At 62.2% G+C, this 22,052-nt stretch carries 25 protein-coding genes and 1 other RNA gene; 19 read left to right on the plus strand and 7 right to left on the minus strand.

The annotated features are described in order from the left end of the window. Positions 1-170: 170 nt before the first annotated feature. From AC2FMN_RS11700 to AC2FMN_RS11725, 6 genes are all read right to left on the minus strand, one after another. On the minus strand, positions 171-602 hold the full coding sequence (locus tag AC2FMN_RS11700; protein ID WP_496688325.1) for an ester cyclase: 432 nt from the start codon (positions 600-602) through the stop codon (positions 171-173). Between the two features lie 102 nt (positions 603-704). Beyond that, positions 705-1,052, minus strand: a transfer-messenger RNA (tmRNA) gene (gene ssrA, locus AC2FMN_RS11705). Positions 1,053-1,087: 35 nt separating this feature from the next. Then, a complete protein-coding gene (locus AC2FMN_RS11710; RefSeq protein ID WP_496688327.1) occupies positions 1,088-1,450 on the minus strand; it encodes a DUF4345 family protein in 363 nt (120 codons plus the stop codon). Between the two features lie 64 nt (positions 1,451-1,514). After that, entirely contained in the window at positions 1,515-2,165 is a 651-nt protein-coding gene (locus tag AC2FMN_RS11715) for a hypothetical protein (protein WP_496688328.1), read from the minus strand. A 13-nt stretch (positions 2,166-2,178) separates the two neighbouring features. After that, positions 2,179-3,579 carry a selenium-binding protein SBP56-related protein gene (locus AC2FMN_RS11720; protein ID WP_496688330.1) on the minus strand — a complete coding sequence of 467 codons (1,401 nt, stop codon included), beginning with the start codon at positions 3,577-3,579 and terminating at the stop codon, positions 2,179-2,181. A gap of 127 nt (positions 3,580-3,706) precedes the next feature. Then, positions 3,707-4,438, minus strand: a complete 732-nt coding sequence (locus AC2FMN_RS11725; RefSeq protein WP_496688332.1) for a FadR/GntR family transcriptional regulator — start codon at positions 4,436-4,438, stop codon at positions 3,707-3,709. A 111-nt stretch (positions 4,439-4,549) separates the two neighbouring features. Here AC2FMN_RS11725 and AC2FMN_RS11730 point away from each other — a divergent pair, with 111 nt between their 5' ends. The 18 genes from AC2FMN_RS11730 (at position 4,550) to AC2FMN_RS11815 (ending at position 20,616) form a co-directional block, all read left to right on the plus strand. Continuing rightward, positions 4,550-5,287, plus strand: a complete 738-nt coding sequence (locus AC2FMN_RS11730; RefSeq protein ID WP_496688334.1) for a DUF2182 domain-containing protein — start codon at positions 4,550-4,552, stop codon at positions 5,285-5,287. A gap of 17 nt (positions 5,288-5,304) precedes the next feature. Then, positions 5,305-5,934, plus strand: coding sequence for a DUF1326 domain-containing protein (locus AC2FMN_RS11735; RefSeq protein WP_005983316.1), 630 nt, complete (start codon positions 5,305-5,307; stop codon positions 5,932-5,934). Next, a complete protein-coding gene (locus AC2FMN_RS11740; RefSeq protein ID WP_496688335.1) occupies positions 5,934-6,461 on the plus strand; it encodes a DinB family protein in 528 nt (175 codons plus the stop codon). The genes AC2FMN_RS11735 and AC2FMN_RS11740 overlap by 1 nt, the downstream gene beginning before the upstream one ends. Beyond that, a complete protein-coding gene (locus AC2FMN_RS11745; RefSeq protein WP_496688337.1) occupies positions 6,462-7,565 on the plus strand; it encodes a dimethylsulfoniopropionate demethylase in 1,104 nt (367 codons plus the stop codon). It abuts the gene before it with no gap. A gap of 102 nt (positions 7,566-7,667) precedes the next feature. Continuing rightward, positions 7,668-8,663 carry an acryloyl-CoA reductase gene (acuI, locus tag AC2FMN_RS11750; RefSeq protein WP_496688339.1) on the plus strand — a complete coding sequence of 332 codons (996 nt, stop codon included), beginning with the start codon at positions 7,668-7,670 and terminating at the stop codon, positions 8,661-8,663. A 180-nt stretch (positions 8,664-8,843) separates the two neighbouring features. Further along, on the plus strand, positions 8,844-9,407 hold the full coding sequence (gene frr, locus AC2FMN_RS11755) for a ribosome recycling factor (RefSeq protein ID WP_496688340.1): 564 nt from the start codon (positions 8,844-8,846) through the stop codon (positions 9,405-9,407). A 9-nt stretch (positions 9,408-9,416) separates the two neighbouring features. Then, positions 9,417-10,148 carry a polyprenyl diphosphate synthase gene (uppS, locus tag AC2FMN_RS11760; protein ID WP_496688342.1) on the plus strand — a complete coding sequence of 244 codons (732 nt, stop codon included), beginning with the start codon at positions 9,417-9,419 and terminating at the stop codon, positions 10,146-10,148. After that, the gene (locus tag AC2FMN_RS11765; RefSeq protein ID WP_496688344.1) at positions 10,145-10,927 is read left to right on the plus strand and encodes a phosphatidate cytidylyltransferase; all 783 of its coding nucleotides are present in this window, start codon (positions 10,145-10,147) and stop codon (positions 10,925-10,927) included. Before uppS ends, AC2FMN_RS11765 begins: the two co-directional genes overlap by 4 nt. Then, complete coding sequence (dxr, locus tag AC2FMN_RS11770; protein ID WP_496688346.1) at positions 10,927-12,099, plus strand: 1-deoxy-D-xylulose-5-phosphate reductoisomerase; 1,173 nt, start codon at positions 10,927-10,929, stop codon at positions 12,097-12,099. Before AC2FMN_RS11765 ends, dxr begins: the two co-directional genes overlap by 1 nt. 4 nt (positions 12,100-12,103) lie before the next feature. Continuing rightward, positions 12,104-13,456 (plus strand): RIP metalloprotease RseP, encoded by a 1,353-nt coding sequence (gene rseP, locus AC2FMN_RS11775; protein ID WP_496688348.1) that lies wholly within the window; start codon positions 12,104-12,106, stop codon positions 13,454-13,456. Between the two features lie 88 nt (positions 13,457-13,544). Continuing rightward, a complete protein-coding gene (locus tag AC2FMN_RS11780) occupies positions 13,545-13,673 on the plus strand; it encodes a hypothetical protein (protein WP_496688350.1) in 129 nt (42 codons plus the stop codon). Positions 13,674-13,797: 124 nt separating this feature from the next. Continuing rightward, positions 13,798-16,158 carry an outer membrane protein assembly factor BamA gene (gene bamA / locus AC2FMN_RS11785; RefSeq protein WP_496679951.1) on the plus strand — a complete coding sequence of 787 codons (2,361 nt, stop codon included), beginning with the start codon at positions 13,798-13,800 and terminating at the stop codon, positions 16,156-16,158. Between the two features lie 5 nt (positions 16,159-16,163). Next, positions 16,164-16,748: an OmpH/Skp family outer membrane protein gene (locus AC2FMN_RS11790; protein WP_496688352.1), complete on the plus strand. Its 585-nt coding sequence runs from the start codon at positions 16,164-16,166 to the stop codon at positions 16,746-16,748. Between the two features lie 72 nt (positions 16,749-16,820). After that, positions 16,821-17,294 (plus strand): 3-hydroxyacyl-ACP dehydratase FabZ, encoded by a 474-nt coding sequence (gene fabZ, locus AC2FMN_RS11795; RefSeq protein WP_496679954.1) that lies wholly within the window; start codon positions 16,821-16,823, stop codon positions 17,292-17,294. Next, positions 17,291-18,076, plus strand: coding sequence for an acyl-ACP--UDP-N-acetylglucosamine O-acyltransferase (lpxA, locus tag AC2FMN_RS11800; protein WP_496679955.1), 786 nt, complete (start codon positions 17,291-17,293; stop codon positions 18,074-18,076). The genes fabZ and lpxA overlap by 4 nt, the downstream gene beginning before the upstream one ends. A 4-nt stretch (positions 18,077-18,080) precedes the next feature. Next, a complete protein-coding gene (locus AC2FMN_RS11805; protein ID WP_496688354.1) occupies positions 18,081-18,875 on the plus strand; it encodes an LpxI family protein in 795 nt (264 codons plus the stop codon). Next, complete coding sequence (gene lpxB, locus AC2FMN_RS11810; protein WP_496688356.1) at positions 18,875-20,032, plus strand: lipid-A-disaccharide synthase; 1,158 nt, start codon at positions 18,875-18,877, stop codon at positions 20,030-20,032. Before AC2FMN_RS11805 ends, lpxB begins: the two co-directional genes overlap by 1 nt. After that, complete coding sequence (locus AC2FMN_RS11815) at positions 20,032-20,616, plus strand: hypothetical protein (protein WP_496688357.1); 585 nt, start codon at positions 20,032-20,034, stop codon at positions 20,614-20,616. Before lpxB ends, AC2FMN_RS11815 begins: the two co-directional genes overlap by 1 nt. Here AC2FMN_RS11815 and mnmA read toward each other — a convergent pair. After that, the gene (mnmA, locus tag AC2FMN_RS11820; protein ID WP_496688359.1) at positions 20,610-21,755 is read right to left on the minus strand and encodes a tRNA 2-thiouridine(34) synthase MnmA; all 1,146 of its coding nucleotides are present in this window, start codon (positions 21,753-21,755) and stop codon (positions 20,610-20,612) included. The genes AC2FMN_RS11815 and mnmA overlap by 7 nt on opposite strands. Before the next feature lie 130 nt (positions 21,756-21,885). Here mnmA and AC2FMN_RS11825 point away from each other — a divergent pair. Beyond that, a partial coding sequence (locus AC2FMN_RS11825) for a DUF1153 domain-containing protein (protein ID WP_496688364.1) occupies positions 21,886-22,052 on the plus strand: 167 nt, incomplete at its 3' end.

The following is a 22,052-nucleotide window of genomic DNA, read 5'->3' on the forward strand; positions in this document are numbered from 1 at the left end:
TCGGCGGGGGAATTCGACACTGCATTTGATAGTAATCCCCAAACACCGGCCCCGCCATGGAACACGCCCTTCCGCATTTCGAGATGTGGCACTCCGCGCCCTGCCTGGGCGGGCGAGTTGCCGGTCTCGGTCCTTGCTATGCGGGCTTTGCCTGTGCGGTCAAGAACCGGTCAGGCCCAATCGAGACGTTGTCCGGTCATGCATACGGGCAGCGTGTCCTGCGGAAACTGGCCTAGTTGTTCGAACAGCGACACGAAATCGAACTGATTGTAGGCTTCGACCATCTTGTCACCCTTGAACCGCGCCATGACCTGTCCGGTGACCTCAAGCGGCGCACCATTGTCGGCACGCGATGTCCTTACATGCAGGACCGCCGAGGCCCAGTCGCCGCTCTCGATGATTTTCGGCAGGTCCACCTGAATGTCGCCCAGCACATGACGGAAGGCCATCACCAGATCGCGGAAATCGTCCACGCCGACCTGCATTTCCGGTATCAGCCCTTCGGCCATCGTTTCGGGCGCGAAATATTCGTCGATCGCGTCGACATTGCCTTTTTCCCAAACCTCCGAGTACCAGGCCCGAAGAATCTCTGCATGAGTCATCCCAGCTCTCCTGTCTAGCTTAGGAGAGACTTGCGCATAGAGGTGAAGAAACCCTGAACACCGTTAGGATCAGCGCAAAAATCGCAGACAAATGGTTGGGAAAGTGCAGGTTTCTGTTGCCAGGCACCTGCGAACCCCGCCTTACGCGGCTAGGCGCAAGGACTTAAGTTTCGGTCTGGTTACTGCTTACGCAGCAACGGCAACCGGAGCACGATTGTCATTTGCAATTGTACTGTTTTCGCCGGTAACGGTGGCAGACAGCCGGGACAAAGCTAACCCCTTTAGACGTTCGTCGATCCTGTTTCGGCCCCATGATCCCCAAATGAAGGATATATGGTGGAGCCGCCGGGTACCGCCCCCGGGTCCGATCCGCTTATTACGAGCGCGTTTATGTCCATAGTCCCGAAGGACAGGACTTATATAGGTGAGGATTTTTGCGGATGCAAACCCCCAAGGCGCGGGATCATGGTGATTTTTTCAACCGATCACGCGGGCTTCGCCAGGTTGGCGGCGATCAGCCAGATTGCCAGCACCAGCTCGATACCACCGAAGGTGAACGCCTTGGCCAAGGGCGGATTGTCCAGCAGAACGGACACGAACCGACCCAGCGCCGCGCCCGCATAGATCACGCCCAACATCGCGTAGGCCATCGGGTGGTTCAGCCACAATACCGCGATTCCGGTCACGACGAACAGTCCGCCGACCGAGGCGCGCATTTCACTGAGGCCCATCGTGCTGTTGGTGGGCGCAAGGTCCAACGAGGCTGCCGTCCAGGCCGGAGCCAGAAAGCCGAACAGGCCAAAGCCGATGGTCAGAAGGGCTGCGATGATGTTGAGTGTTCCGGTCATGGGGGCCTCGCGTTTCAAATGCCTGCCAATCGAACCTAATCTGTTTCGGGGCAGGGGGAAGACCTCAGATTGCGGCCCACAGGCCGAGCACGCCCACGAGGATCAGACTGAGCGCCCAGACCATTTCCAGGTTGAACCAGCTGCGCGACAGGAATTGCAGGCCCAGCCAGCGATAGACCGCGAACGCCAGCGCGCCGCCACCCAGCATCATCGCGCCGGTATGGACCGCGGCCACCGTCAGAACCAGCAGGCCATTGGTGCCCATGATCTCTGACAAGGCTCTGTGGCCGGTATCCAGCTCGTCCAGTCCGCACAGGCCCAGATAGATCGGCACAAGCATAAGCGCCGCACCATGCGCCAGCGCCACCAGAAACGACCACAGTGCCAGCCTACTGGGAGGCACGCGCGCCAGGAACCGTGGATGCCGACGGGTGATCGCGATGTAGAAGCCCATGGCGATCACGATCAGGGCTGCTCCGATCCGGATTTCGCGCTGATAGTCTACGAGGATGGTCATCACCGCAAAGGGCAGCAATACGCCCAGCATCGCCAAGAAATGCCCGCCCGCCAAGGCTGCCAACGCGCGCCACAAGGCGGATTGACGTTGCTCCATCAATGCAGCCGACACGGCCAGCGGCCAGCCCATGCCGGGGTTCAGCCCGTGATAGGCGCCGCTCAGCAAAACGGCCAGCCAGAGGCCGGCCGTCGATGTCATCAAGACGTCCAATTCAGACCGAAGGGTAGCAGAAACTGTCGGTGGAGCAGTCTCCCCCCTCAAGCCGGATCTGATGGGCGCGATAACCTTTGGGGAATTCGACCCAGAAGTTCCTGTCGAGCTTCAGGCCGCCTTTTTTGCCGACATCCGCCTTGACCATCGCCGCGCCGCGCTCGCCGGGATAGAACTGATCATCCCAGGTGGAATAGAGCGAATTGGTCCAATAGACGCGTTTCCCGTCACGACTGATCTCGACCATTTGCGGGCCATAGCCAAAGTCCTTGCCGTTGGGGTGCTTGGTCTTCTTGACGATTCCGCCGATCTCGACGTTGTCGGCCAGTTTGGGCTTCATCGGGTCCGAGACATCGTATTGGTGCATTTCACCGGTACCCCAGCACGCGACGTAAAGGTATTTGTCATCCAGGCTCAGGTCGATGTCGGTGACCAGCGGCGGCACCGCCGAGAACCCTTTAAGAAGTTCGGGAAGATCAGCAGGATCAGCGGGTTGGGGGTCGATCGTAATGGTCTTTTTGGCGTGGAACTTGCCTTTCTTGTCGCGCCACCACGTAAAGATCGCGCCCTGCAGGTTGGTGGTGTCGACCACCACGCCGCAGAACCCGTATTCCTTGACAGGATCGTGCGCAGGCCGGATTTCCAGCGCCATCTGGTGGTTCTCGCCTAGGTCGATGGTCTGGATGTTGGTGCGGTCGCGCAGGTTCCAGAAATGAATCCGGTGGCCATATTTGTTCGACAGAAGGTCCTCGGGTAGCAGGCCGTTCTCGAATTGCGGCGGCAGGCCCCATTCGGAACTGACCATGTAGTCACGCGGCAGGTTCCACCAGAAATCATAGTGCTTGTCCTGCACGCCGCGTTCGATCTCGTAACGCCCGATGATGTCGAAGGTTTCACAGTCCATGATGAAGATGCCCGGTGGACCGTCAGTGCCCTTCTCGCCGCCGCCGCCCAGGGTGCTGACATAGATGCCTTCAGGGCCGCAGTGAATCGTGTGCGGGCGGGAATATCCAGTTTTTGCAAAGACTTCCTCGGGTTCGATGATCTTGTGGATATAGGCCTGAAGCGGGTCCTTCACGTCGATGACATAGATCCGGCTCGATCGGATACCGGGGATGATCAGGTACCGGCGCTCAAGGAAGGCGTGGCCGGTCAGCGGCGACAGGGCCGAGGAACAGGCGTTCCATCCGAAATGGTGAAACTCGTCGCCCTTGTTGGGCATCATCACCTTGTGAACGATCTTGCCGTAGTCGCCCGAAGTTGGGTCGACGTTTACCACGGCCAAGCCGTCGGGCTGCGAGAAATCAGGGCTGAGCATCAGCGTGAAGGCCAGGGTCTCGGGCGGGGCCTCCATGGCCAGTTTGGCGGATGGATAAAATGTCGGATCCGGTCTTTTGTTCATAACGTCCTCCCGTAAGTCATTGAAAATCAATTTTATTGAGAGTGCCGGTCTTCCCGCCGGATGATGGTCTGCCTGCCCGAGTGTCCTTTCCGTTGATGTGATGCGTCAAGAATTATTCAAGCGGCGCTCAGGCCGGTTTCCGCCGACGTTCAGCCACGTCATGGGCAAGGTGGCGCGTGTAGGTTTCCAGCTCGACCAGCGCAGCGTCGACGGTCTCGGCGTCTTGCGCCTCCAGCGCGTCGGCGATCTTGCTGTGCAGGCGGATGATCTCCTCGCGCGAGCGGGCGGTAAAGGTGATCATGTTCATCAGGGGCTGCATCGCCTCGACCGCGCCGGCCAGTTGATAGGACAGGACAGGGTTGCCCGCACCATCGACCAGCGCCCGGTGAAAAGCCACGTCCGAGGCGCAGAAGGCCTCATCCGTCAAACCGGGTTGCGCCTGGCGGAAAATTTCCGCGCGCATGGTGGCCAGTTGATCTGCGGTGCGCCGCTGCGCCGACAGGGGCGCGCAGGCCCGTTCCAACGCATAGCGGGCCTCGCAGGCGGTGTCGAAGCTGACCTCGTTCATCGACAGCAGCAGCGTCGAAGTCGTGATCTGCTGGGAATAGGCGTCCTGGAAACTCAACCGGTTGACGAACGCACCTCCGGTCGCGCCGCGCTGTGTGCGGATCAACGACTGTGCCGCCAGCCGCTTCAGCGCCTCACGCACGGTGGGACGCGACACTTGGAACTGATCCGCCAGCTCGGATTCCGAGGGCAGGCGCTCGTCCACGATCAGCTCTCCTGATACGATCGCATCGCGGATGGCCTGGGCGATCTGCGCAGATAGGTCGGTGCTTTTCTGCGGGTCGATTTTCATCTTCTTGGGGTCACCGTGAAAAATTTATTTGTCTGACATTTAAAAGTCTGACATTTGAAAAGCAAGGAGTGAGTCGCAGGGAGGGCCGTGACTGTGGACCGGATGAGAGCCATGACAGCGCCGCATTGGCTGGGCCTGTTCGCTGCGATCCTGTCGGCCTGGGGGGCGCTGTACCTGATGGCGGTGCCGGCCGAGATGCGCGCCCTTGGTGCGGTATACGGCGAGGATTTCTGGCGCAGCCTGTGCGCGGTGACCCCTGATGCGGCGGGGCTGCTGAAGATGGTGGCCATGTGGGCGTTGATGTCGGCGGCGATGATGGCGCCGACGGCTTTGCCGGCCTTTGCCACCTATGACGACCTGTCCCACGCCGCGCAGGGCACAAGGTTCGGGCATTTGCTGGCGGGGTATCTGACGGTCTGGTTTGGCTTTTCCGTTCTGGCCGCGCTGGCGCAAATGGCGCTGTTCCGGGCGGGTGCGCTGAACGGGTTGGGCGAAAGCGTCTCGGGGCTGCTGTCCGCCGGCCTTCTGGCTGTCGCAGGCCTGTACCAGTTTTCGGCCATCAAAGAGGCCTGCCTGAGCAAGTGCCGCCATCCGCTGACCTTCTTCATCCAGCACTGGGAGGAAGGCCCCTGGCGCAACGGTCTGCGGTTGGGGCTGGTCTGCCTGGGCTGCTGCTGGGCGCTGATGCTGCTGGCCTTCGTGGGCGGCGTGATGAACCTGGCCTTCATGGGGCTGGCGACGCTGTTGATGGTTTTCGAGAAATTGCCCGACCTGGGCCGACTGGTGACCCGCCCGCTGGGCGTGGCGTTGCTGATCGGGGCCGCCTGGGTCGCGTTTACGACAGTCTGACAAGAGGAGAGACAGACATGGCTTTGGATACGGTGGGCACGGTGCCCTGGACCATCAAGGGCGAGTTGATCCTGAACTGCAACTGCACGGTGTTCTGCCCCTGCGTGGTCAGCCTTGGGAAGCATCCGCCGACCGAGGGCTACTGCCAGGCCTGGGCGGGCATCCGCATCGATGAGGGCCAATATGGCGACGAGGACCTGTCGGGTCTGAACGTGGGCCTGTTCCTGGAAATCCCCGGCAACATGGGGCGCGGCAACTGGAAGGCTGCGGCCTTCATCGACGACCGCGCGTCCGAGGCGGCCTATGAGGGGCTGGTCAACATCTTCTCGGGCGCGGCGCGCGGTACGACGGGGCTGTTCTCGGTTCTGGTCAGCGAGTTCCTGGGGGCCGAGCGGTCGCCGGTGCATTTCGAAACCGAAGGCAAGGAACGCCGCCTGATGGTCGGCAAGAAGATCCAGGGCGCGGTGGTCCCGGTTGAGGGCAAGGACGGCAAGGAGATCGTCGTCACCAACACCGAATACTGGATGGGCCCGGACATCACCGTTGCCACCGCAACCAAGGGCAAGGTGCGCGCCTTCGGCCGGGTCTGGGATTTCGACGGCCGCTCCGCCGAGATCTGTCAGATCGACTGGCACGGGCCCCGGTAATGATCACCGGCGCCTTTGCCCGGCGGATGGCCCGCTATAACCGCTGGCAGAACAGCCAGTTGGCGGGCTTTCTTCAACAGCTTTCGCCCGTGGAATTGACCCGGGAACGTGGCGCGTTCTTCGGGTCGATCCTGGGCAAGGCGAACCATCTGCTTTGGGGCGACTGGATCGGGATGTCGCGGTTTGGCACGGGTCCTAGCCCGGACAGCCCCCCGCACCGCAAAGGCGGCGGCATCCAAGAAAGCTGCCATCTGTGCGCCGATCTGGATCACTGGCTACCGCTGCGCGAAACGATCGACCCGCCGATCGATGCCTGGGCGGACACCCAGGGAGATGACCCGATCAGTGGGTTGCTCACTTGGTACTCCGGAGTGAAAGAGAAAAATATTACAATGCCTTACGCCGTGTGCGTGATGCATTTTTTCAATCATCAAACTCATCACCGGGGACAAATCCACAAAATGCTGACCGAGGCCGGTTCTGGGGCTCCGGTCAGTGATCTCGTTTTCTTGCCCGAGGAGGTCTAAGTGCCACAGATTTCTTTGTCGCGCCGGCTGCGGCGCACGCCGTTCTCTGATGGGGTCGAGGCGGCCGGTGTCAAAGGCTATACCGTCTACAACCGGATGTTGCTGCCGACGGTGTTTGAAAGCGTGGAGGCCGACTATCGGCATCTCAAGACCCATGTGCAGGTCTGGGATGTGGCCTGCGAGCGGCAGGTCGAACTGCGCGGCCCCGATGCGGCGCGGCTGATGCAGATGCTGACCCCGCGCGACCTGCGCGGCATGTTGCCGGGTCAATGCTACTATGTGCCGATCGTGGACGAAACAGGGGGCATGCTGAACGATCCCGTGGCGGTGAAACTGGCGGATGACCGCTGGTGGATCTCGATCGCAGACAGCGACTTGCTTTTGTGGGTCAAGGGCCTGGCCAACGGGTATAGACTGGATGTTCTGGTGGACGAGCCGGACGTGTCGCCCTTGGCGGTGCAGGGACCCAAGTCGGATGATCTGTTGGCGCGGGTCTTCGGGGACCGGGTGCGTGATATCCGCTTCTTCAAGTTCGACATGTTCCAGTTCGAGGGGCGTGATTTGGCGATTGCACGGTCGGGCTATTCCAAACAGGGCGGGTTCGAGATCTATGTCGAGGGCGGCGACATCGGCATGCCTTTGTGGAACGCGCTTTTCGCCGCCGGAGAGGACCTGCAGGTTCGGGCGGGTTGCCCCAACCTGATCGAGCGGATCGAAGGCGGGTTGCTGTCTTACGGCAACGACATGACGGACGACAACACGCCCCATGAGTGCGGGTTGGGCAAGTTCTGCAACACGCATACGGCCATTGGCTGTATCGGGCGGGATGCGCTGTTGCGGGTGGCCAAGGAGGGGCCGGTTCAGCAAATCCGCCCGATCGCGATCGAGGGTGAAGCGGTGCCACCCTGTGATCGGCCGTGGCCGGTATATGGTGGCGGCAAGCGCGTGGGTCAGGTGACTTCGGCCACCTGGTCGCCGGATTTCCAAACCAACGTGTCGATCGGTATGCTGCGGCTGAGCCACTGGGATCCGGGAACACGGATTGAGGTCGAGACACCGGACGGCATGCGGGATGCAGTCGTGCAGGCGAAGTTCTGGATTTGAGCCGGGAAGGGGGCTCTGCCCCCGTCGCTGCGCGACTCCCCCGGGATATTTGGGGCCAGATGAAGAAGTCGTCTGGCCGAGAGGAAGGAAAGGAATGTGAGCATGTTCAACGCTTTGGTGATGGAGAAGGACGAAGAAAGCGGCCTGGCAACCCCGGTGATCAAGCAGATTTCGGAAGACGATCTGCCGCATGGGGATGTGCGGGTGGCCGTGGAGTACTCGACCGTCAACTACAAGGATGGATTGTGCATGTCACCCAAAGGCGGTGGTCTGGTTCGCAACTATCCGCATGTGCCGGGGATCGACTATGCGGGAACGGTAGAAGAATCCTCGGACGACAGGTACAAACCCGGCGACAAGGTGGTGTTGACCGGGTGGCGCGTGGGTGAGGCACATTGGGGCGGGTATGCCCAGAAAGCCAGCGCGCTGGCCGATTGGCTTGTGCCTCTGCCGCAGGGGTTGAGCACGCGCCAGGCAATGGCGGTGGGAACCGCCGGTTTTACCGCGATGCTGGCGGTCATGGCGCTGGAAGATCATGGTCTGACGCCGGACCGAGGTCCGGTTCTGGTGACCGGTGCGGCCGGTGGCGTGGGCTCGGTCGCGACCGCGATTCTGGCGAATCTGGGTTACGAAGTCGCGGCCGTGACAGGGCGCCCGGAGGCCGGGGAGTATCTGAAATCTCTGGGCGCTGCGACCATCGTGCCGCGCGAGGAGTTGAATGAGACCACCAAACGCCCGCTCGAGAGCGAGACATGGGCCGGGTGTGTCGATGCAGTGGGTGGTTCGATGCTGGCGCGTGTGCTGGGACAGATGAAATATGGCTGCTCGGTCGCCGCCGTCGGGTTGGCGGGGGGCGCGGCTTTGCCGGCAACGGTGATTCCGTTCCTGCTGCGGGGGGTGAACCTGCTGGGAATCGACAGCGTGATGCAGCCCTACGACAATCGCGTACGCGCGTGGAAACGGATCGCGACGGACCTGCCGATGGACAAGCTGGATTCGATGATCCAGCCGGCAACGCTGAAGGATCTGCCAAAACTGGGCGAAGACATTCTGAAAGGCCGGGTCAAGGGTCGCGTCGTGCTGGACGTGAATGCCTGACGGGCGGATTGTCGTCAAATCGGAACCGGCCTCATTGGGGCCGGTTTTTGTTCACGTATCGACGTATGGCGACAAACGGAGTCCGGTCGTCGAGGCTTTTGGCGCTCATCATTGCTATACATCCCATTTGCGATGGCTTATGACCCTAGCAAACAGACCTGAATAAGGGGAGTGAGCAGCATGTCTGATGACTTCGAACTGGATACCGACGATCTGAAGCGCCGCATGGAGGGCGCCATGGCCAATCTGCGCACCGAGTTTGCGTCGCTGCGCACCGGCCGGGCCTCGGCTTCGATGCTGGATCCGATCATGGTTGACGCCTATGGGTCGATGACTCCGATCAACCAGGTGGGCACCGTTAACGTCCCCGAACCGCGCATGGTCACCATCAACGTGTGGGACAAGTCGCTGGTCGGCAAGGTGGAAAAGGCAATCCGCGAGAGCGGTCTGGGCATCAACCCGCAACTGAACGGCACCATCATCATGCTGCCGATCCCCGAGCTGAACGAGGAACGCCGGCGCGAACTGGGCAAGGTGGCCGGCCAGTATGCCGAACATGCCCGCGTGGCCATTCGCAATGTGCGCCGTGACGGGATGGACCAGATCAAAAAGGCCAAGGCTGACGGCCTGTCCGAGGATGACCAGAAATTCTGGGAGAGCGAAGTGCAGGAACTGACGGATCAGATGATCAAGGCCGTTGACGCCGCGCTTGAGGCGAAACAGGCGGAAATCATGCAGGTCTGAGACGCGGAGATGCCCAAGGATCCCCTGATCGGCGAGTTGTGCGGGCCGCGCCATGTGGCCATCATCATGGATGGCAACGGGCGGTGGGCTCAGGCCCGTGGCCGTCCGCGTCTGTACGGGCATCATGCCGGGGCGCGGCGCGTGCGCGAAGTTGTCGAAGCCTGCCCGGGGCTGGGGATCAAATACCTGACGATCTTTGCCTTTTCGACCGAGAACTGGAAGCGGACTCAAGTTGAAGTTGCGGGCCTGATGAGCCTGTTCAAACGGTACATCATAAAGGAAACCCGGACGCTTGCCGAAAGCGGTGTCAGGGTCCGGTTCATTGGAGACCGGGTCCGGCTGGATGCCAAGCTGATCGAGCTGATGGACCAGCTGGAACGGGAAACTGCCGACAACGACCTGGTGCATCTGACCGTGGCGCTGAACTACGGAGGCCGGGACGAGGTAGCTCGCGCAACCAAACGGTTGGCCAGGGATGTCGCCGAAGGCAAGCTGTGCCCCGATGACGTGGACGAGGAGACGCTGCCGAAATACCTGGATACGCGGGTTCTGCCCGATCCTGATCTGGTGATCCGGACCAGTGGCGAGGCGCGGATCTCGAATTTCCTTCTGTGGCAGTCGGCCTATTCGGAATACGAGTTCATCGAAACGCTGTGGCCGGATTTCACGGCCTCGGAGCTTGAGCGACTGTGCAAAAGCTACGGATCGCGTGAACGCCGGTTCGGAGCCGTCCCCGCATGAGTGACGGGCGTTGGTCCGATCTGACCGTCCGCGTTCTGTCGGCGGTGGTTCTGGTGGCAATCGGCGCGGTCGAGGTTTGGCTGGGCGGGCTGTGGTTCGAGACCTTCATCGCCGCGGCCTGCGGTATCATGATCTGGGAACTGGTCCGCATGGTTGACCCGCAGCGGGCCGGAGTTGCGGTGCAATTATCCGTGCTGACCGCCGTGGCGGTTCTTTTGGCCACCTATCTGCCGCCGGTGGCCACTTTGCCGGTTCTGATCGCGCCGGCGCTGGTCGGAGCCGGGCAGGTGGGGCGCGCGCGCGGGATCTATGCTCTGTTTGCGATCTGGATCGCGGCGGCGGGTTTCGGATTCATCTCGATCCGCGAGAACATGGGCTTTGGCTGGATGATCTGGCTGATCGCGGTCGTCGTCGCCACCGACGTGGCGGGCTATTTCGCGGGCAAGGCCATCGGCGGGCCGAAATTCTGGCCCAAGGTCAGCCCCAAGAAAACCTGGTCGGGTACGGTGGGCGGCTGGGTGGCCGCTGCTTTGGTGGGCGCCGCGTTCGCGGTTTATGCAAGCCTCGGGCCCGGGCTGGTTCTGATCTCGGTTTTGGCCTCGATGGCCAGCCAGGCGGGAGACATCGTGGAAAGCGCGACCAAGCGGAAATTCGGAGTCAAGGACAGTTCGGACCTGATTCCGGGCCACGGCGGGTTTCTGGACCGGTTCGACGGCATGATGGGGGCATCGCTGCTGGTTCTGATTGCAAGTCTGTTCTACGCCCCCGGAGAGATGTGATGCGCAAGGTCTCCATCTTTGGCGCCACCGGTTCCATCGGGCAGAACACCATCGACCTGATCGCGCGGGACCCGACCGTCTATGACGTGGTGGCCGTGACCGGTGGCGCGAATATCCGGCAACTGGCCGAGGATGCCCGGCGCCTGCGCGCGCAGGTCGCAGTGACCGCGTTCGACGACAGGTTGGAAGACCTGCGCGCCGCGTTGGAAGGCAGCGGAATCGAAGCAGCGGCCGGGGCGACCGCGCTGGTCGAGGCCGCGGCGCGTCCGGCCGACTGGGTGATGTCGGCCATCGTCGGCGCGGCGGGTCTGGCGCCCGGGCTGGCGGCACTGGAACAGGGGGCGACGCTGGCGCTGGCCAACAAGGAAACACTGGTCTGTGCCGGGTCTCTGGTGCTTGAGACAGCAAGGCGGCATGGTGCGCGCCTGCTGCCGGTGGACAGCGAGCATTCCGCCGTGTTCCAGGCGTTGGTGGGCGAGGACATGGCCGCGGTCGAGCGCATCATCATAACCGCTAGCGGTGGGGCGTTTCGCGACTGGCCGGTCGAGCGGCTGGCGCAGGCGACGGTCGAGCAGGCGTCGAGCCACCCGAACTGGGACATGGGTCAGCGTATTACCATCGACAGCGCGTCGATGTTCAACAAGGCGCTGGAGGTCATTGAAACAAAGGAATTCTTCGGTATCGCGCCCGACCGGATCGAAGTCGTGATCCACCCCGAATCGATCGTTCACGCGTTGGTCGGGTTTCGCGACGGGGCGGTGATGGCGCATCTGGGCGCGCCCGACATGCGCCACGCGATCGGCTATGCGCTGCACTGGCCCGAGCGGCGCGAGCTGCCGGTACCCCGGCTGGATCTGGCCCGTCTGGGACAGTTGCGGTTCCGTGACCCCGACCCGGCGCGCTATCCGGCGCTGCGGCTGGCGCGCGAGGTCATGGCGCGCGGAGGTCTGTCTGGTGCAGTGTTCAACGCCGCCAAGGAACGTGCACTGGATCACTTCATAGGCCAGCGCATTGGATTTCTCGACATGTCCGACGCGGTGGCGGCGGTTCTGGACCGGTTCGAGGACGCAGGCGGCCTCATTGATGCCCCGATGACCCTTGATAACGTGTTGAAAGCGGACCATCTGGCACGTCAATGGGTGGATGACGCCGTACTGAGAAGAGCAGGATAGACTTTTGGACATACTCTCGCTGATCCCGCAATTTGGTGGATTGATCTACACGATCGCTGCCTTCGTCGTGGCCCTGTCGGTGATCGTCGCCGTGCATGAATACGGCCACTATATCGTCGGGCGCTGGTCGGGGATCCATGCCGAGGTGTTCTCGATCGGGTTCGGCCCGGTTCTGTGGAGCCGCGTGGACAAGCGCGGCACGCGCTGGCAGATCGCGGTGCTGCCGTTTGGGGGCTACGTCAAATTCCTGGGCGATTCAAACGCGGCGTCGGGCAAGGATTCGGCGGCAATTGACGAGATCGCCAGTAAAAGCCCCGAAGAACTGCGTCATACGATGCACGGAGCGCCGCTGTGGGCGCGCACGGCAACGGTGGCGGCCGGACCGGTGTTTAACTTTGTCATGTCGATTTTGGTATTCGCGGCGATCTTCTGGTCGCAGGGGGTGACCCGCGAACCTTTGACCGCGGGCACGCTGAAACCGCTGCCGGGAACCGTGCAAGAGCTGCGCGAAGGGGATGAGATCCTGGCGATCGAGGGAATCCCGGTGCCGGATTTCGACGCCGAGGACGCCTGGACCGATTTCACCGATGCACTGCCCGAAGAGCCCGTGCTGACCTACACCGTAAAGCGCGACGGACAGACCATCGATGTCGAGGCGCCATACCTGTTTCCGCCGCTGATCAGCCGGGTCGCACCGCGAAGCGCGGCGATGGATATCCAGCTTGCGCCCGGCGACGTGATCACCGCAGTGGACGGAGAGCCGATTTTTGCTTTCGATCAGTTGAAGGACAAGGTCGAAAGCTCGAACGGCAAGGTGCTGTTGCTGGATGTCTGGCGCGATGGGGCCGAGCTTGAATTCGCGCTGGCCCCGCGCCGGACCGACGAACCGCAGCCCGATGGTGGTTTCAAGACCCATTGGCGGATCGGGATCGTCGGCGGGTTGATGCTGGAGCCGGCCACCGAACCGGCGGGGCTGTTCGAGGCCGCAGGTGCCGGCCTGCAACAGACTTGGCGAATCATCGAGGGCTCGCTTTCGGGCATCTGGCACATGATCACCGGGGCCATCAGCACTTGCAACATGTCGGGGCCGATCGGCATTGCCGAAACTTCGGGCGACATGGCCAGCCAGGGGGCGCAGAATTTCTTGTCGTTCATCGCGGTGCTGTCCACCGCCGTGGGCCTGTTGAACCTGTTCCCGATCCCCGCGTTGGATGGTGGCCACCTGATGTTCTACGCTTACGAGGCGGTTTCGGGTAAGCCGCCCAGCGAGCGGGTATTCCAGATCATGATGGGCATCGGCGTGACAGTGATCCTGACCTTGATGATCTTCGCGCTCGGCAACGATCTGTTTTGCTGATTGAGGCAGCGGCGCCTTCCGGGCGCCGCAAATTCGCCTCAATTGCGACGTAGGTGATACTCGTTTCCAACGAAGTGGGCTGAAGATCATGACAGGTGCATTGCGAAAATCATATCAGGGGGTCAACTTCCTGTTCGTCCTGAACTGGGATTTTCTGCTCAGCTTTGGCATCACCGCGCTGGCCTTGGCGGGCGGGGCATTTCTGGCCTCTTTGTGATTCTTTACCAGCACCGGTTCTAGCTGCGCGGCCCCTTGCGGCCGCGTTTTGCTTTTGGGCTTTTGACAAGATGTGCCATTAACGGTACTCAAATTCAAAGTCCCAGAACCAGGCAGAGATAAACATGGCATACAGGGAAGACGCGGGCATATCCTGCGGTGCAGTCGAGCCCGAAACCAACATTTTGTGGCAGCTTCTATCGGTTTTTTTCCTCGTTTCAGCGCTTTGGCTTGCGGTATTTTCGCAATCCGCCTGGGCACAGTCGTACACGTTCAATTCGTTCGATGTCGAAGGCAACCGGCGTATTGAAACCTCGACGATCATCAGCCGGACGGGAATCACGCCCGGTCAGACCGTCACGGCGGGCCAGCTGAACGACGCTTATCAGCGTTTGCTTGACAGTGGTGTTTTTGAGACAGTCGAGCTGACCCCGCGCGGCAGCACGCTTGCGATCAAGGTCCAGGAATACCCGACGATCAACCGCATCAGCATCGAGGGCAACCGGCGGGTCAAGGATGACGTCCTGCTGGATGCGATTTCGTCGCAGCCGCGCCGAGTGTTCACCCCGCAGGTGGCCGAGGCTGATGCCGACGTGATCGCGGAGATCTACTCGGCGCAGGGCAGGGTATCCGCCACCGTCATTCCGCGCATCATCCGTCGCAGCGACAACCGCGTTGATCTGGTGTTCGAGGTCGCCGAAGGCACCACGATCGAGATTGAGCGCGTCAGCTTCGTGGGCAACCGCGCCTATTCCGACCGCCGCCTTCGGCGCGTGCTGGAAACCAAACAGGCCAACATCCTTCGGACCTTCCTGCGCGGCGATACGTTCATCGCCGACCGTATCGAGTTCGACAAGCAGGTGCTGCGTGATTTCTACCTGTCGCGCGGCTACATAGATTTTCGCGTCAACAGCGCCAATGTCGAATTTACCCGCGAACGGGATGCGTTCTATCTGGTGATGAACATCACCGAAGGACAGAAATTTTCGTTCGGCAAGGTGACGACCGTCAGCGAGATTCCCGGTGTCGACGCAGCGCCCTATCAAGCCGCGTTGAAGATCAAGCCCGGCGTGACCTATTCGCCCACGCTGATCGAGAATTCGATCACCCGCCAGGAGCGGTTGGGCCTGAAAAACGGCGTCGATTTCCTACGGGTCGAGCCGCGGGTGACCCGCAACAACCGCGACCTGACGCTGGATGTCGAGTTCGTCCTGACCAAAGGGCCGCGCATCTTTGTCGAACGCATCGACATCGAAGGCAACACAACAACGCTGGATCGGGTGATCCGGCGCCAGTTCGACACGGTCGAGGGTGATCCGTTCAACCCGCGTGAAATCCGCCAGAGCGCCGAGCGTATTCGTGCCCTGGGCTTCTTTGCGGTCGCCGACGTGGACACGCGTGAAGGGTCCAGCCCCAGTCAGGTGATCGTGGATGTCGATGTCGAGGAGCAACCCACCGGCTCGCTGAGCCTGGGCGGCAGCTATTCGGTTTCGGACGGGTTCGGCATCGCGATCGGGCTCGAAGAACGGAACTTCTTGGGCCGAGGGCAGGCTTTGGGTGTGACGCTGTCTACGGCGCAGGATTCAGAACAGTACATCCTGAATTTCACCGAACCCTATCTTCTGGGCCGCAAACTGCGCTTCGATCTGGGGCTTGGTTTGTCCTCCACAAACTCGAGCTTTGCCAGCTATGACACCAAGACCGTGTTCTTCAACCCGCAGCTGAGCTATGCGATCGGAGAGCTGTCGGCGCTGAAGCTGCGCTACAACTGGAACGACAGCGAGATGACGCAGCAGGACAGCCAGGTGAACGGGGCGGTGATCGCTTCGGAAATCGCGCAGGGCAAGCGGTCGACCAGCTCGCTCGGCCTGTCCTATGTCTATGACAGCCGGATCGGCGGGTTGAACCCCAACGCGGGTGCGTTGTTCGAAGTCGGCGTGGATGCCGCCGGTTTGGGCGGGGACAACAAGTTCCTAAAGACCTCCGCCCGCGCCATCGCCCAGACCAAGGTGCTGAACGAGGAAATGACCCTGCGGGCTTCGTTCGAGGCCGGCGCCCTGCATTGGCAGGGAGACGACTTCAGCCGAACCCTCGACCGCTATGTTCTGGGGCCCAACATCTTCCGCGGGTTCGAACCGGCCGGTCTGGGCCCACGGGATCTGTCGAACGGCCAGGACGACGCGATCGGCGGCAACCTTTACTGGGTGGCGCGCTTCGAGTCCGATTTCCCGCTGGGCCTGCCCGAGGAACTGGGCCTACGCGGCGGTGTCTTCTATGACGTCGGCAACCTGTGGGACATCGACAATGTCGACACGACCGGGGCCAATATCGTCGGCGCCGACGGGTCGCTCCGCCATGTCATAGGCGTGTCGCTGTTGTGGGATACGCCGTTTGGCCCCTTGCGCTTCAACTTCTCGAAAGCGTTGGTCAAGGAAGACTTCGACAAAGAACAGAACTTTGACTTCACCATTCAGGCGCGGTTCTGACGTTCATGCTGAAACACATATCCAGAACAGTGCAGGGCCCTCTTCGGGCCCTGTGCATTTTGGCATTCGCTTTGGCGGCGGGCCCCGCATCGGCTCAGCAGTTGGGCATTCCGCAATCGGGGGTGCTGACCATATCCAGTGACCGGATGTTCGCCGAGTCGGCCTTCGGCAAGCGGATCCGGGCCGAGATCGAGGCGGAAAGCCGTGCACTGGCCGAGGAGAACGAACGCATCGTGGCCGAGCTGAGCCGCGAGGAAAAGGAGCTGACCGACAAACGCAGCGTCTTGACCCCGGACGAGTTTCAACCGTTGGCCGAAGCGTTCGACCAGAAAGTGCAGTCGCACCGCGAAAGCCAGCGTGCCAAACTGGATGCGCTGTCGCGACGCAGCGAAGAGGCGCGGGTCAGGTTTGTCGAACTGTCACGCCCTGTTCTGATCGATCTGCTGCGCGATACGGGGGCGTCGATCATCATCGAACGCGCGAACGTCTTTCTCAGCTCGGATGCCTCGGATATCACCGATGTGGCGATCCGGCGGATCGACGCGGCCATCGGCGACGGGGCCGGGCTGGAAGAGCGTGACAAACCCTAGCGCGGCTTGCTCTCGCACGGTGGTATTGCTAACCACGCGGAAACCACACCTCGAAAACAGGACACCCGGAACATGACCACGGACACCAAGAGCGCCGACATCCAGCTGATCCAACGGATCCTGCCGCATCGCTATCCGTTCCTGCTGGTTGACAAGGTTGTCGAGATCAACGGCTATCAGTCGGCGGTCGGCATCAAGAACGTCACCATGAACGAGCCGCATTTCCAGGGTCATTTCCCCGGAACGCCGATCATGCCCGGCGTGACAATCGTCGAGGCGATGGCCCAGACCGCTGGCGTGATGCTGGGTGTCGGCATGGACGTGATCGACAGCGAGTTGCTGATCTATTTCATGAACATCGACAAGTGCAAATTCCGCCGCAAGGTAGTGCCGGGCGACGTGCTGAAGATGCATGTGGAAACCGTGCGCGGCAAGAAAGGCGGCAAGATCTTCAAGTTCAGCGGCCGCGCGACCGTGGACGGTGAAGTGGCGGCCGAAGCCGAGTTCTCGGCCTATGTCGATTGGGACATGGAAAAGACAGCATGAGCCGCATTCATCCCAGTGCCATCATCGAAGACGGTGCGCAGATCGGTCAGGATTGCGTGATCGGTCCGTTCTGCCATATCGGCCCCAAGGTCCGGCTGGGCGACCGGGTCGAGTTGAAATCGCACGTGGTCGTGACCGGCGACACCTCGATCGGTGAGGACTGCGTAATCTTCAACTTCGCTGTGATCGGTGAAATCCCGCAGGATCTGAAATTCGGCGGAGAGGACACGCGGCTGGAGATCGGCAAACGCAACCGCATCCGCGAGCACGTGACGATCAACACCGGCACCGAGGGCGGCGGCGGCGTGACCCGTATCGGCGATGACTGCTTGCTGATGGCCGGAGTTCATGTGGCCCATGACGTACAGATCGGTAACCGGGTGATCATGGTGAACCATTCCGGCGCCGCCGGTCACTGCATCATCGAGGATGACGTGATCATCGGTGGCATTTCCGGCTTGCATCAATGGGTGCGCGTGGGCCGCGGCGCCATCATCGGCGCGTTGACCATGGTGCCCAACGATGTCATCCCCTATGGCTTGGTTCAGGCTCCGCGGGGCGAGTTGGAGGGTCTGAACCTGGTGGGCCTCAAGCGGCGCGGGGTACCGCGGGCGGACATCTCGGCCCTGCGTGCCGCGTTCCGCGAGATGGCGCAAGGCGACGGAACGTTCCTGGACCGCGTCAAGCGGCTGGGGGACGACACCGACAGCGACTATGTCCGCCGGATCGTGGAATTCGTGACCGGCGAGTCCGACCGGTCGTTCCTGACGCCGAGGAAATGAGCCGATGCTGGCCTTGATCGCGGGAACGGGCGTTTTGCCGGATGAACTGGTCTCGCATCTGGCCGAACGTCCGCTGATCTGCGCCCTTGAGGGGTTCGAGCCCGACAGGTTGCGCCCCGACATCACCTTTCCCCTGGAGCATCTCGGCAGTTTCATTGCCGAGCTGAAGGCGCGCGGCGTGACCAATATCTGCATGGCCGGTGCGGTGCGCCGCCCAAAAATCGACCCGGGCCGCATCGACGCGCAGACCGCGCCGCTGGTTCCGATCATCCAGCGGGCGCTGGTGTCGGGCGACGATGGCGCGTTGCGGGCGGTGATCGGTGTTCTCGAGGATGCCGGTCTGCAGGTGCAGGCCGCGCACCAGATCGCGCCCGACCTGCTGCCCCCTCTGGGATGCCTGACCCAGGCGCAACCGACCGAGGCCGAGCTGGCCGATGCCAACCGGGCCGTCGGCGTGTTGCGGGCGATGGGGGCCGCCGATATCGGGCAGGCCTGCGTGGTGCATCAAGGGCAGGTTCTGGCGGTCGAGGGCGCATTCGGTACGGCGTGGATGCTGCAGTCTCTGGCTGCGCGCCCCGATGCCGGCGGCGGCATTCTGTTCAAGGGGCCCAAACCCGGTCAGGACCGGCGCGCCGATCTGCCCTCCATCGGGCCAGACACGGTGACCGGCGCGGTTGCGGCTGGCCTGACCGGTATCGTCGTCGAAAAGGGCGGGGTGATCGTGTTGGACCGGCCCCAAGTGATCGCGGAATGCGACCGCCTGGGCCTGTTTCTGCACGTGCACGAGCGGGCAATGTGATGCGTGTCTTTCTGGTCGCCGGTGAGCCGTCGGGCGACCGTCTCGGCGGTGCGCTGATGGAGGGGGTGAAGACCCTTGTTCCGGATGTCGAATTCGACGGGGTCGGCGGGCCGCTGATGCAGGCCCAGGGTCTGGTCAGCCGCTTTCCGATGTCCGAGCTCAGCGTGATGGGCCTAGTCGAGGTTCTGCCCAAGTTCTTTCACCTCAAGCGCCGCATCTCCGAAACCGCTCAGGCCGTTCTGGACACCCAGCCCGACGTTCTGATCACCATCGACAGCCCCGACTTTTCGCTGCGCGTGGCCAAGCAGGTCAAGGCGCGCAGCAACATACGGACCGTGCACTATGTCGCGCCCAGCGTCTGGGCCTGGCGCCCCAAGAGGGCGGACAAGATGGCCAAGGTCATCGACCATGTTCTGGCCCTGCTGCCGTTCGAGCCGCCCTATATGGAAAACGCCGGAATGGAGTGCGACTTCGTCGGCCACCCAGTGGCCAGCGAGCCGGTTGCAACCGACGCGCAGATCGCGCAGTTCCGCGCCGATCACGGTCTTGGCGACGCGCCGATCCTGCTGGCCTTGCCCGGCTCGCGCCGGGGCGAGGTCGATCGGCTGGCGCCCGTATTTGGCGCGGCGCTTGATCTATACCTGAAAGACCGCCCCGACATGCGGGTGGTGGTTCCTGCGGTCGCGCATGTGGCCGATACCGTGGCCGCCCATGTCCGGTCCTGGCCGGGTCAACCGGTCGTGGTGGACCCCCGCAACATCGACACGGATCAGGCGGTGGCCAGCAAGCGCGCGGCCTTTGCCGCAGCCGAGATCGCCCTGGCCGCGTCCGGCACGGTCTCGCTGGAACTGGCGGCCCAATCTACGCCGATGGTGATTGCCTACAAGCTGACCTGGCTGACCCAGAAGATCGCCGAGCGCATGGTCAAGCTGGATACGGTCACACTGGTCAACCTCGTATCCGAGACCCGAACGGTGCCGGAATGCCTGCTGGATGATTGCACGCCCGAAACCATCGCCGCCGCGCTTGGCGCCGTGTCGGCCGCGCCGGGCGCGCAGGAGCAGGCAATGGCCGTCACGATGGAACGTCTCGGCCGCGGTGGCGAAGCGCCCGGTCTTCGAGCTGCACGCGCGGTGTTGGAGCGGATGAAGCCGTGATGCTGGACCATGTGGTCTTTGCGGCCTCGGCCTTCATGGCACAGGTTCTGACCAATCTCGACAACCTCATGGCTCTGGTCGCCCTGATGATCGTCACCGGTCCGCAGCGCGCCGTTCTGGGGTTCCTGCTGGCACAGGGGCTGGTGATCGGCGTGGCCTTCCTGCTGGCACTGGGGGTCGAGGATGTGGTGCCGCACCGGGCTGGCTACCTCGGCACGATCCCTCTGGCCTTGGGGCTTTTCGGAGCCTTTCGACAGCTTCGCGGAGCACAGGCGCAGGCCGCCCCCGCTGTGCCGGGCAGCGCCTCGGCACTGGTGACCATGCTGGTGTTCACAAGTCTTTCGATGGACACGTTTGCGGTCCTCGCCCCCTTGCTGGCCGACTCGACCCCCGATTTCAGGCTGGCAGGTGTGCTAGGGGCCGGCCTGGCCGCTCTCTTTCTTGCGGTTGTGGGGCTGATCGGTGGGCGCGCCCAGATCATGACAGGACGTCTGGCACAACGCCTGGAATACCTTGTGCCCTATGTCATGATCTGCGCCGGGCTTTATATCCTCAGCAACTCGTGGACCGACGCGGTTCAGTAACCGCGCCAGATCCAGCCACCGCCAAAAATGCGGCTGCCCCCGGTTTCATAAAACACGCAGGCCTGCCCGGGAGAAACACCTTCCTCTGGTGTCAGCAATTCGACTTCGGCGGTGGTTTCGGTCAGCGGACGGATAATCGCTTCGCGCGGGGGGCGGGTCGAGCGGACCTTGACCGAGACGTGCCATGCCTTCTGCGAGGTGAAGGGCGCATCGCCTAGCCAGTTGATCTCGCGCACGGGGATGGTGCGGGTGGCCAGCATCTCTTTGGGGCCGACGACGACCTGTTTGCGGTCCACGTCCAGCTTGACGACATAGAGCGGCTCACTGAGCCCGCCGATGCCAAGACCGCGTCGCTGGCCGATAGTGTAGTGGATCACGCCCTCATGCTGACCCAGAACGCGGCCGTCGGCGTGAACGATCTCGCCGGGTTCGGCCGCGCCGGGACGCAGTTTCTCGATCACGCTGGCATAGTTGCCGTTGGGCACGAAGCAGATGTCCTGGCTGTCGGGCTTGTCCGCCACGCTCAGCCCGTATTGCGCAGCCATCTTGCGGGTCGCGTCCTTCGAGGGCAGGTGCCCCAGCGGAAAGCGCAGGAATTCCAGCTGCTCGGGCGTGGTCGAGAACAGGAAATAGGACTGGTCGCGGTTGGCATCTTCGGCGCAGTGCAATTCGGGGCCATTGGGGCCCATCTTGCGCTGGATGTAGTGGCCGGTGGCCATGCAGTCGGCCTCGAGATCCTTGGCCGTTTCCAGCAGATCCTTGAACTTGACGCGCTCGTTGCAGCGGATGCAGGGCACCGGAGTCGCGCCGGCCAGATAGCTGTCGGCGAACTCGTCGATCACGGCGTCCTTGAAGATGTTTTCATAATCCAGAACGTAGTGCGGAAAGCCGCGCTCCTCGGCCACGCGGCGGGCGTCGTGGATGTCGATCCCGGCGCAACACGCGCCCTTTTTGGCCAGCGCCGCCCCGTGGTCATACAGTTGCAGCGTCACACCGACCACGTCATAGCCCTGATCCGCCAGATAAGCCGCCACGACCGAGCTGTCGACACCGCCCGACATGGCAACGACCACCCGCGTTTCCGACGGGGGTTTGGCAAAGCCAAGCGAGTTCAGAGGAGTCTCGGTGTCGAGGGCCATGGGCTGTTCCAGTCCGGGTTAAGAAAGACCGGCAGAATATAAGAAAATTCTACGCACTCTCAAGAGGCGGTTTCACGCCGCATTAAGTAGACTGACGCCAGCTTTGTGACAAAAGAAAAAGGGTCGTAGGATGTATTTGCACAAAGTTGAGGGACCAAGGTCGATAACCCTGCCGGATGGAACGGTTCTGTCGCGGGCCGATCTGCCGCCGCCCGATACCAGTCGGTGGGTCGCCTCTAGGAAGGCCATGGTAGTGCGCGGCGTACTGTATGGCCTGATCACGTTGTCGGACGCCAA

The sequence above is a fragment of the Ruegeria sp. BHSC037 genome (genome assembly GCF_059613045.1).

Coding starts and splice junctions, on each gene's coding strand:
- dxr (WP_496688346.1), top strand. CDS start 10,927: ATGCGCAAGGTCTCCATCTTTGGCGCCACCGGTTCCATCGGGCAGAAC.
- bamA (WP_496679951.1), top strand. CDS start 13,798: ATGGCATACAGGGAAGACGCGGGCATATCCTGCGGTGCAGTCGAGCCC.
- fabZ (WP_496679954.1), top strand. CDS start 16,821: ATGACCACGGACACCAAGAGCGCCGACATCCAGCTGATCCAACGGATC.
- lpxB (WP_496688356.1), top strand. CDS start 18,875: ATGCGTGTCTTTCTGGTCGCCGGTGAGCCGTCGGGCGACCGTCTCGGC.
- frr (WP_496688340.1), top strand. CDS start 8,844: ATGTCTGATGACTTCGAACTGGATACCGACGATCTGAAGCGCCGCATG.
- AC2FMN_RS11805 (WP_496688354.1), top strand. CDS start 18,081: ATGCTGGCCTTGATCGCGGGAACGGGCGTTTTGCCGGATGAACTGGTC.
- lpxA (WP_496679955.1), top strand. CDS start 17,291: ATGAGCCGCATTCATCCCAGTGCCATCATCGAAGACGGTGCGCAGATC.
- AC2FMN_RS11780 (WP_496688350.1), top strand. CDS start 13,545: ATGACAGGTGCATTGCGAAAATCATATCAGGGGGTCAACTTCCTGTTC.
- acuI (WP_496688339.1), top strand. CDS start 7,668: ATGTTCAACGCTTTGGTGATGGAGAAGGACGAAGAAAGCGGCCTGGCA.
- AC2FMN_RS11710 (WP_496688327.1), bottom strand. CDS start 1,450: ATGACCGGAACACTCAACATCATCGCAGCCCTTCTGACCATCGGCTTT.
- mnmA (WP_496688359.1), bottom strand. CDS start 21,755: ATGGCCCTCGACACCGAGACTCCTCTGAACTCGCTTGGCTTTGCCAAA.
- AC2FMN_RS11735 (WP_005983316.1), top strand. CDS start 5,305: ATGGCTTTGGATACGGTGGGCACGGTGCCCTGGACCATCAAGGGCGAG.
- AC2FMN_RS11700 (WP_496688325.1), bottom strand. CDS start 602: ATGACTCATGCAGAGATTCTTCGGGCCTGGTACTCGGAGGTTTGGGAA.
- AC2FMN_RS11790 (WP_496688352.1), top strand. CDS start 16,164: ATGCTGAAACACATATCCAGAACAGTGCAGGGCCCTCTTCGGGCCCTG.
- AC2FMN_RS11740 (WP_496688335.1), top strand. CDS start 5,934: ATGATCACCGGCGCCTTTGCCCGGCGGATGGCCCGCTATAACCGCTGG.
- AC2FMN_RS11715 (WP_496688328.1), bottom strand. CDS start 2,165: ATGACATCGACGGCCGGCCTCTGGCTGGCCGTTTTGCTGAGCGGCGCC.
- AC2FMN_RS11725 (WP_496688332.1), bottom strand. CDS start 4,438: ATGAAAATCGACCCGCAGAAAAGCACCGACCTATCTGCGCAGATCGCC.
- AC2FMN_RS11765 (WP_496688344.1), top strand. CDS start 10,145: ATGAGTGACGGGCGTTGGTCCGATCTGACCGTCCGCGTTCTGTCGGCG.
- AC2FMN_RS11730 (WP_496688334.1), top strand. CDS start 4,550: ATGACAGCGCCGCATTGGCTGGGCCTGTTCGCTGCGATCCTGTCGGCC.
- uppS (WP_496688342.1), top strand. CDS start 9,417: ATGCCCAAGGATCCCCTGATCGGCGAGTTGTGCGGGCCGCGCCATGTG.
- AC2FMN_RS11720 (WP_496688330.1), bottom strand. CDS start 3,579: ATGAACAAAAGACCGGATCCGACATTTTATCCATCCGCCAAACTGGCC.
- AC2FMN_RS11815 (WP_496688357.1), top strand. CDS start 20,032: ATGCTGGACCATGTGGTCTTTGCGGCCTCGGCCTTCATGGCACAGGTT.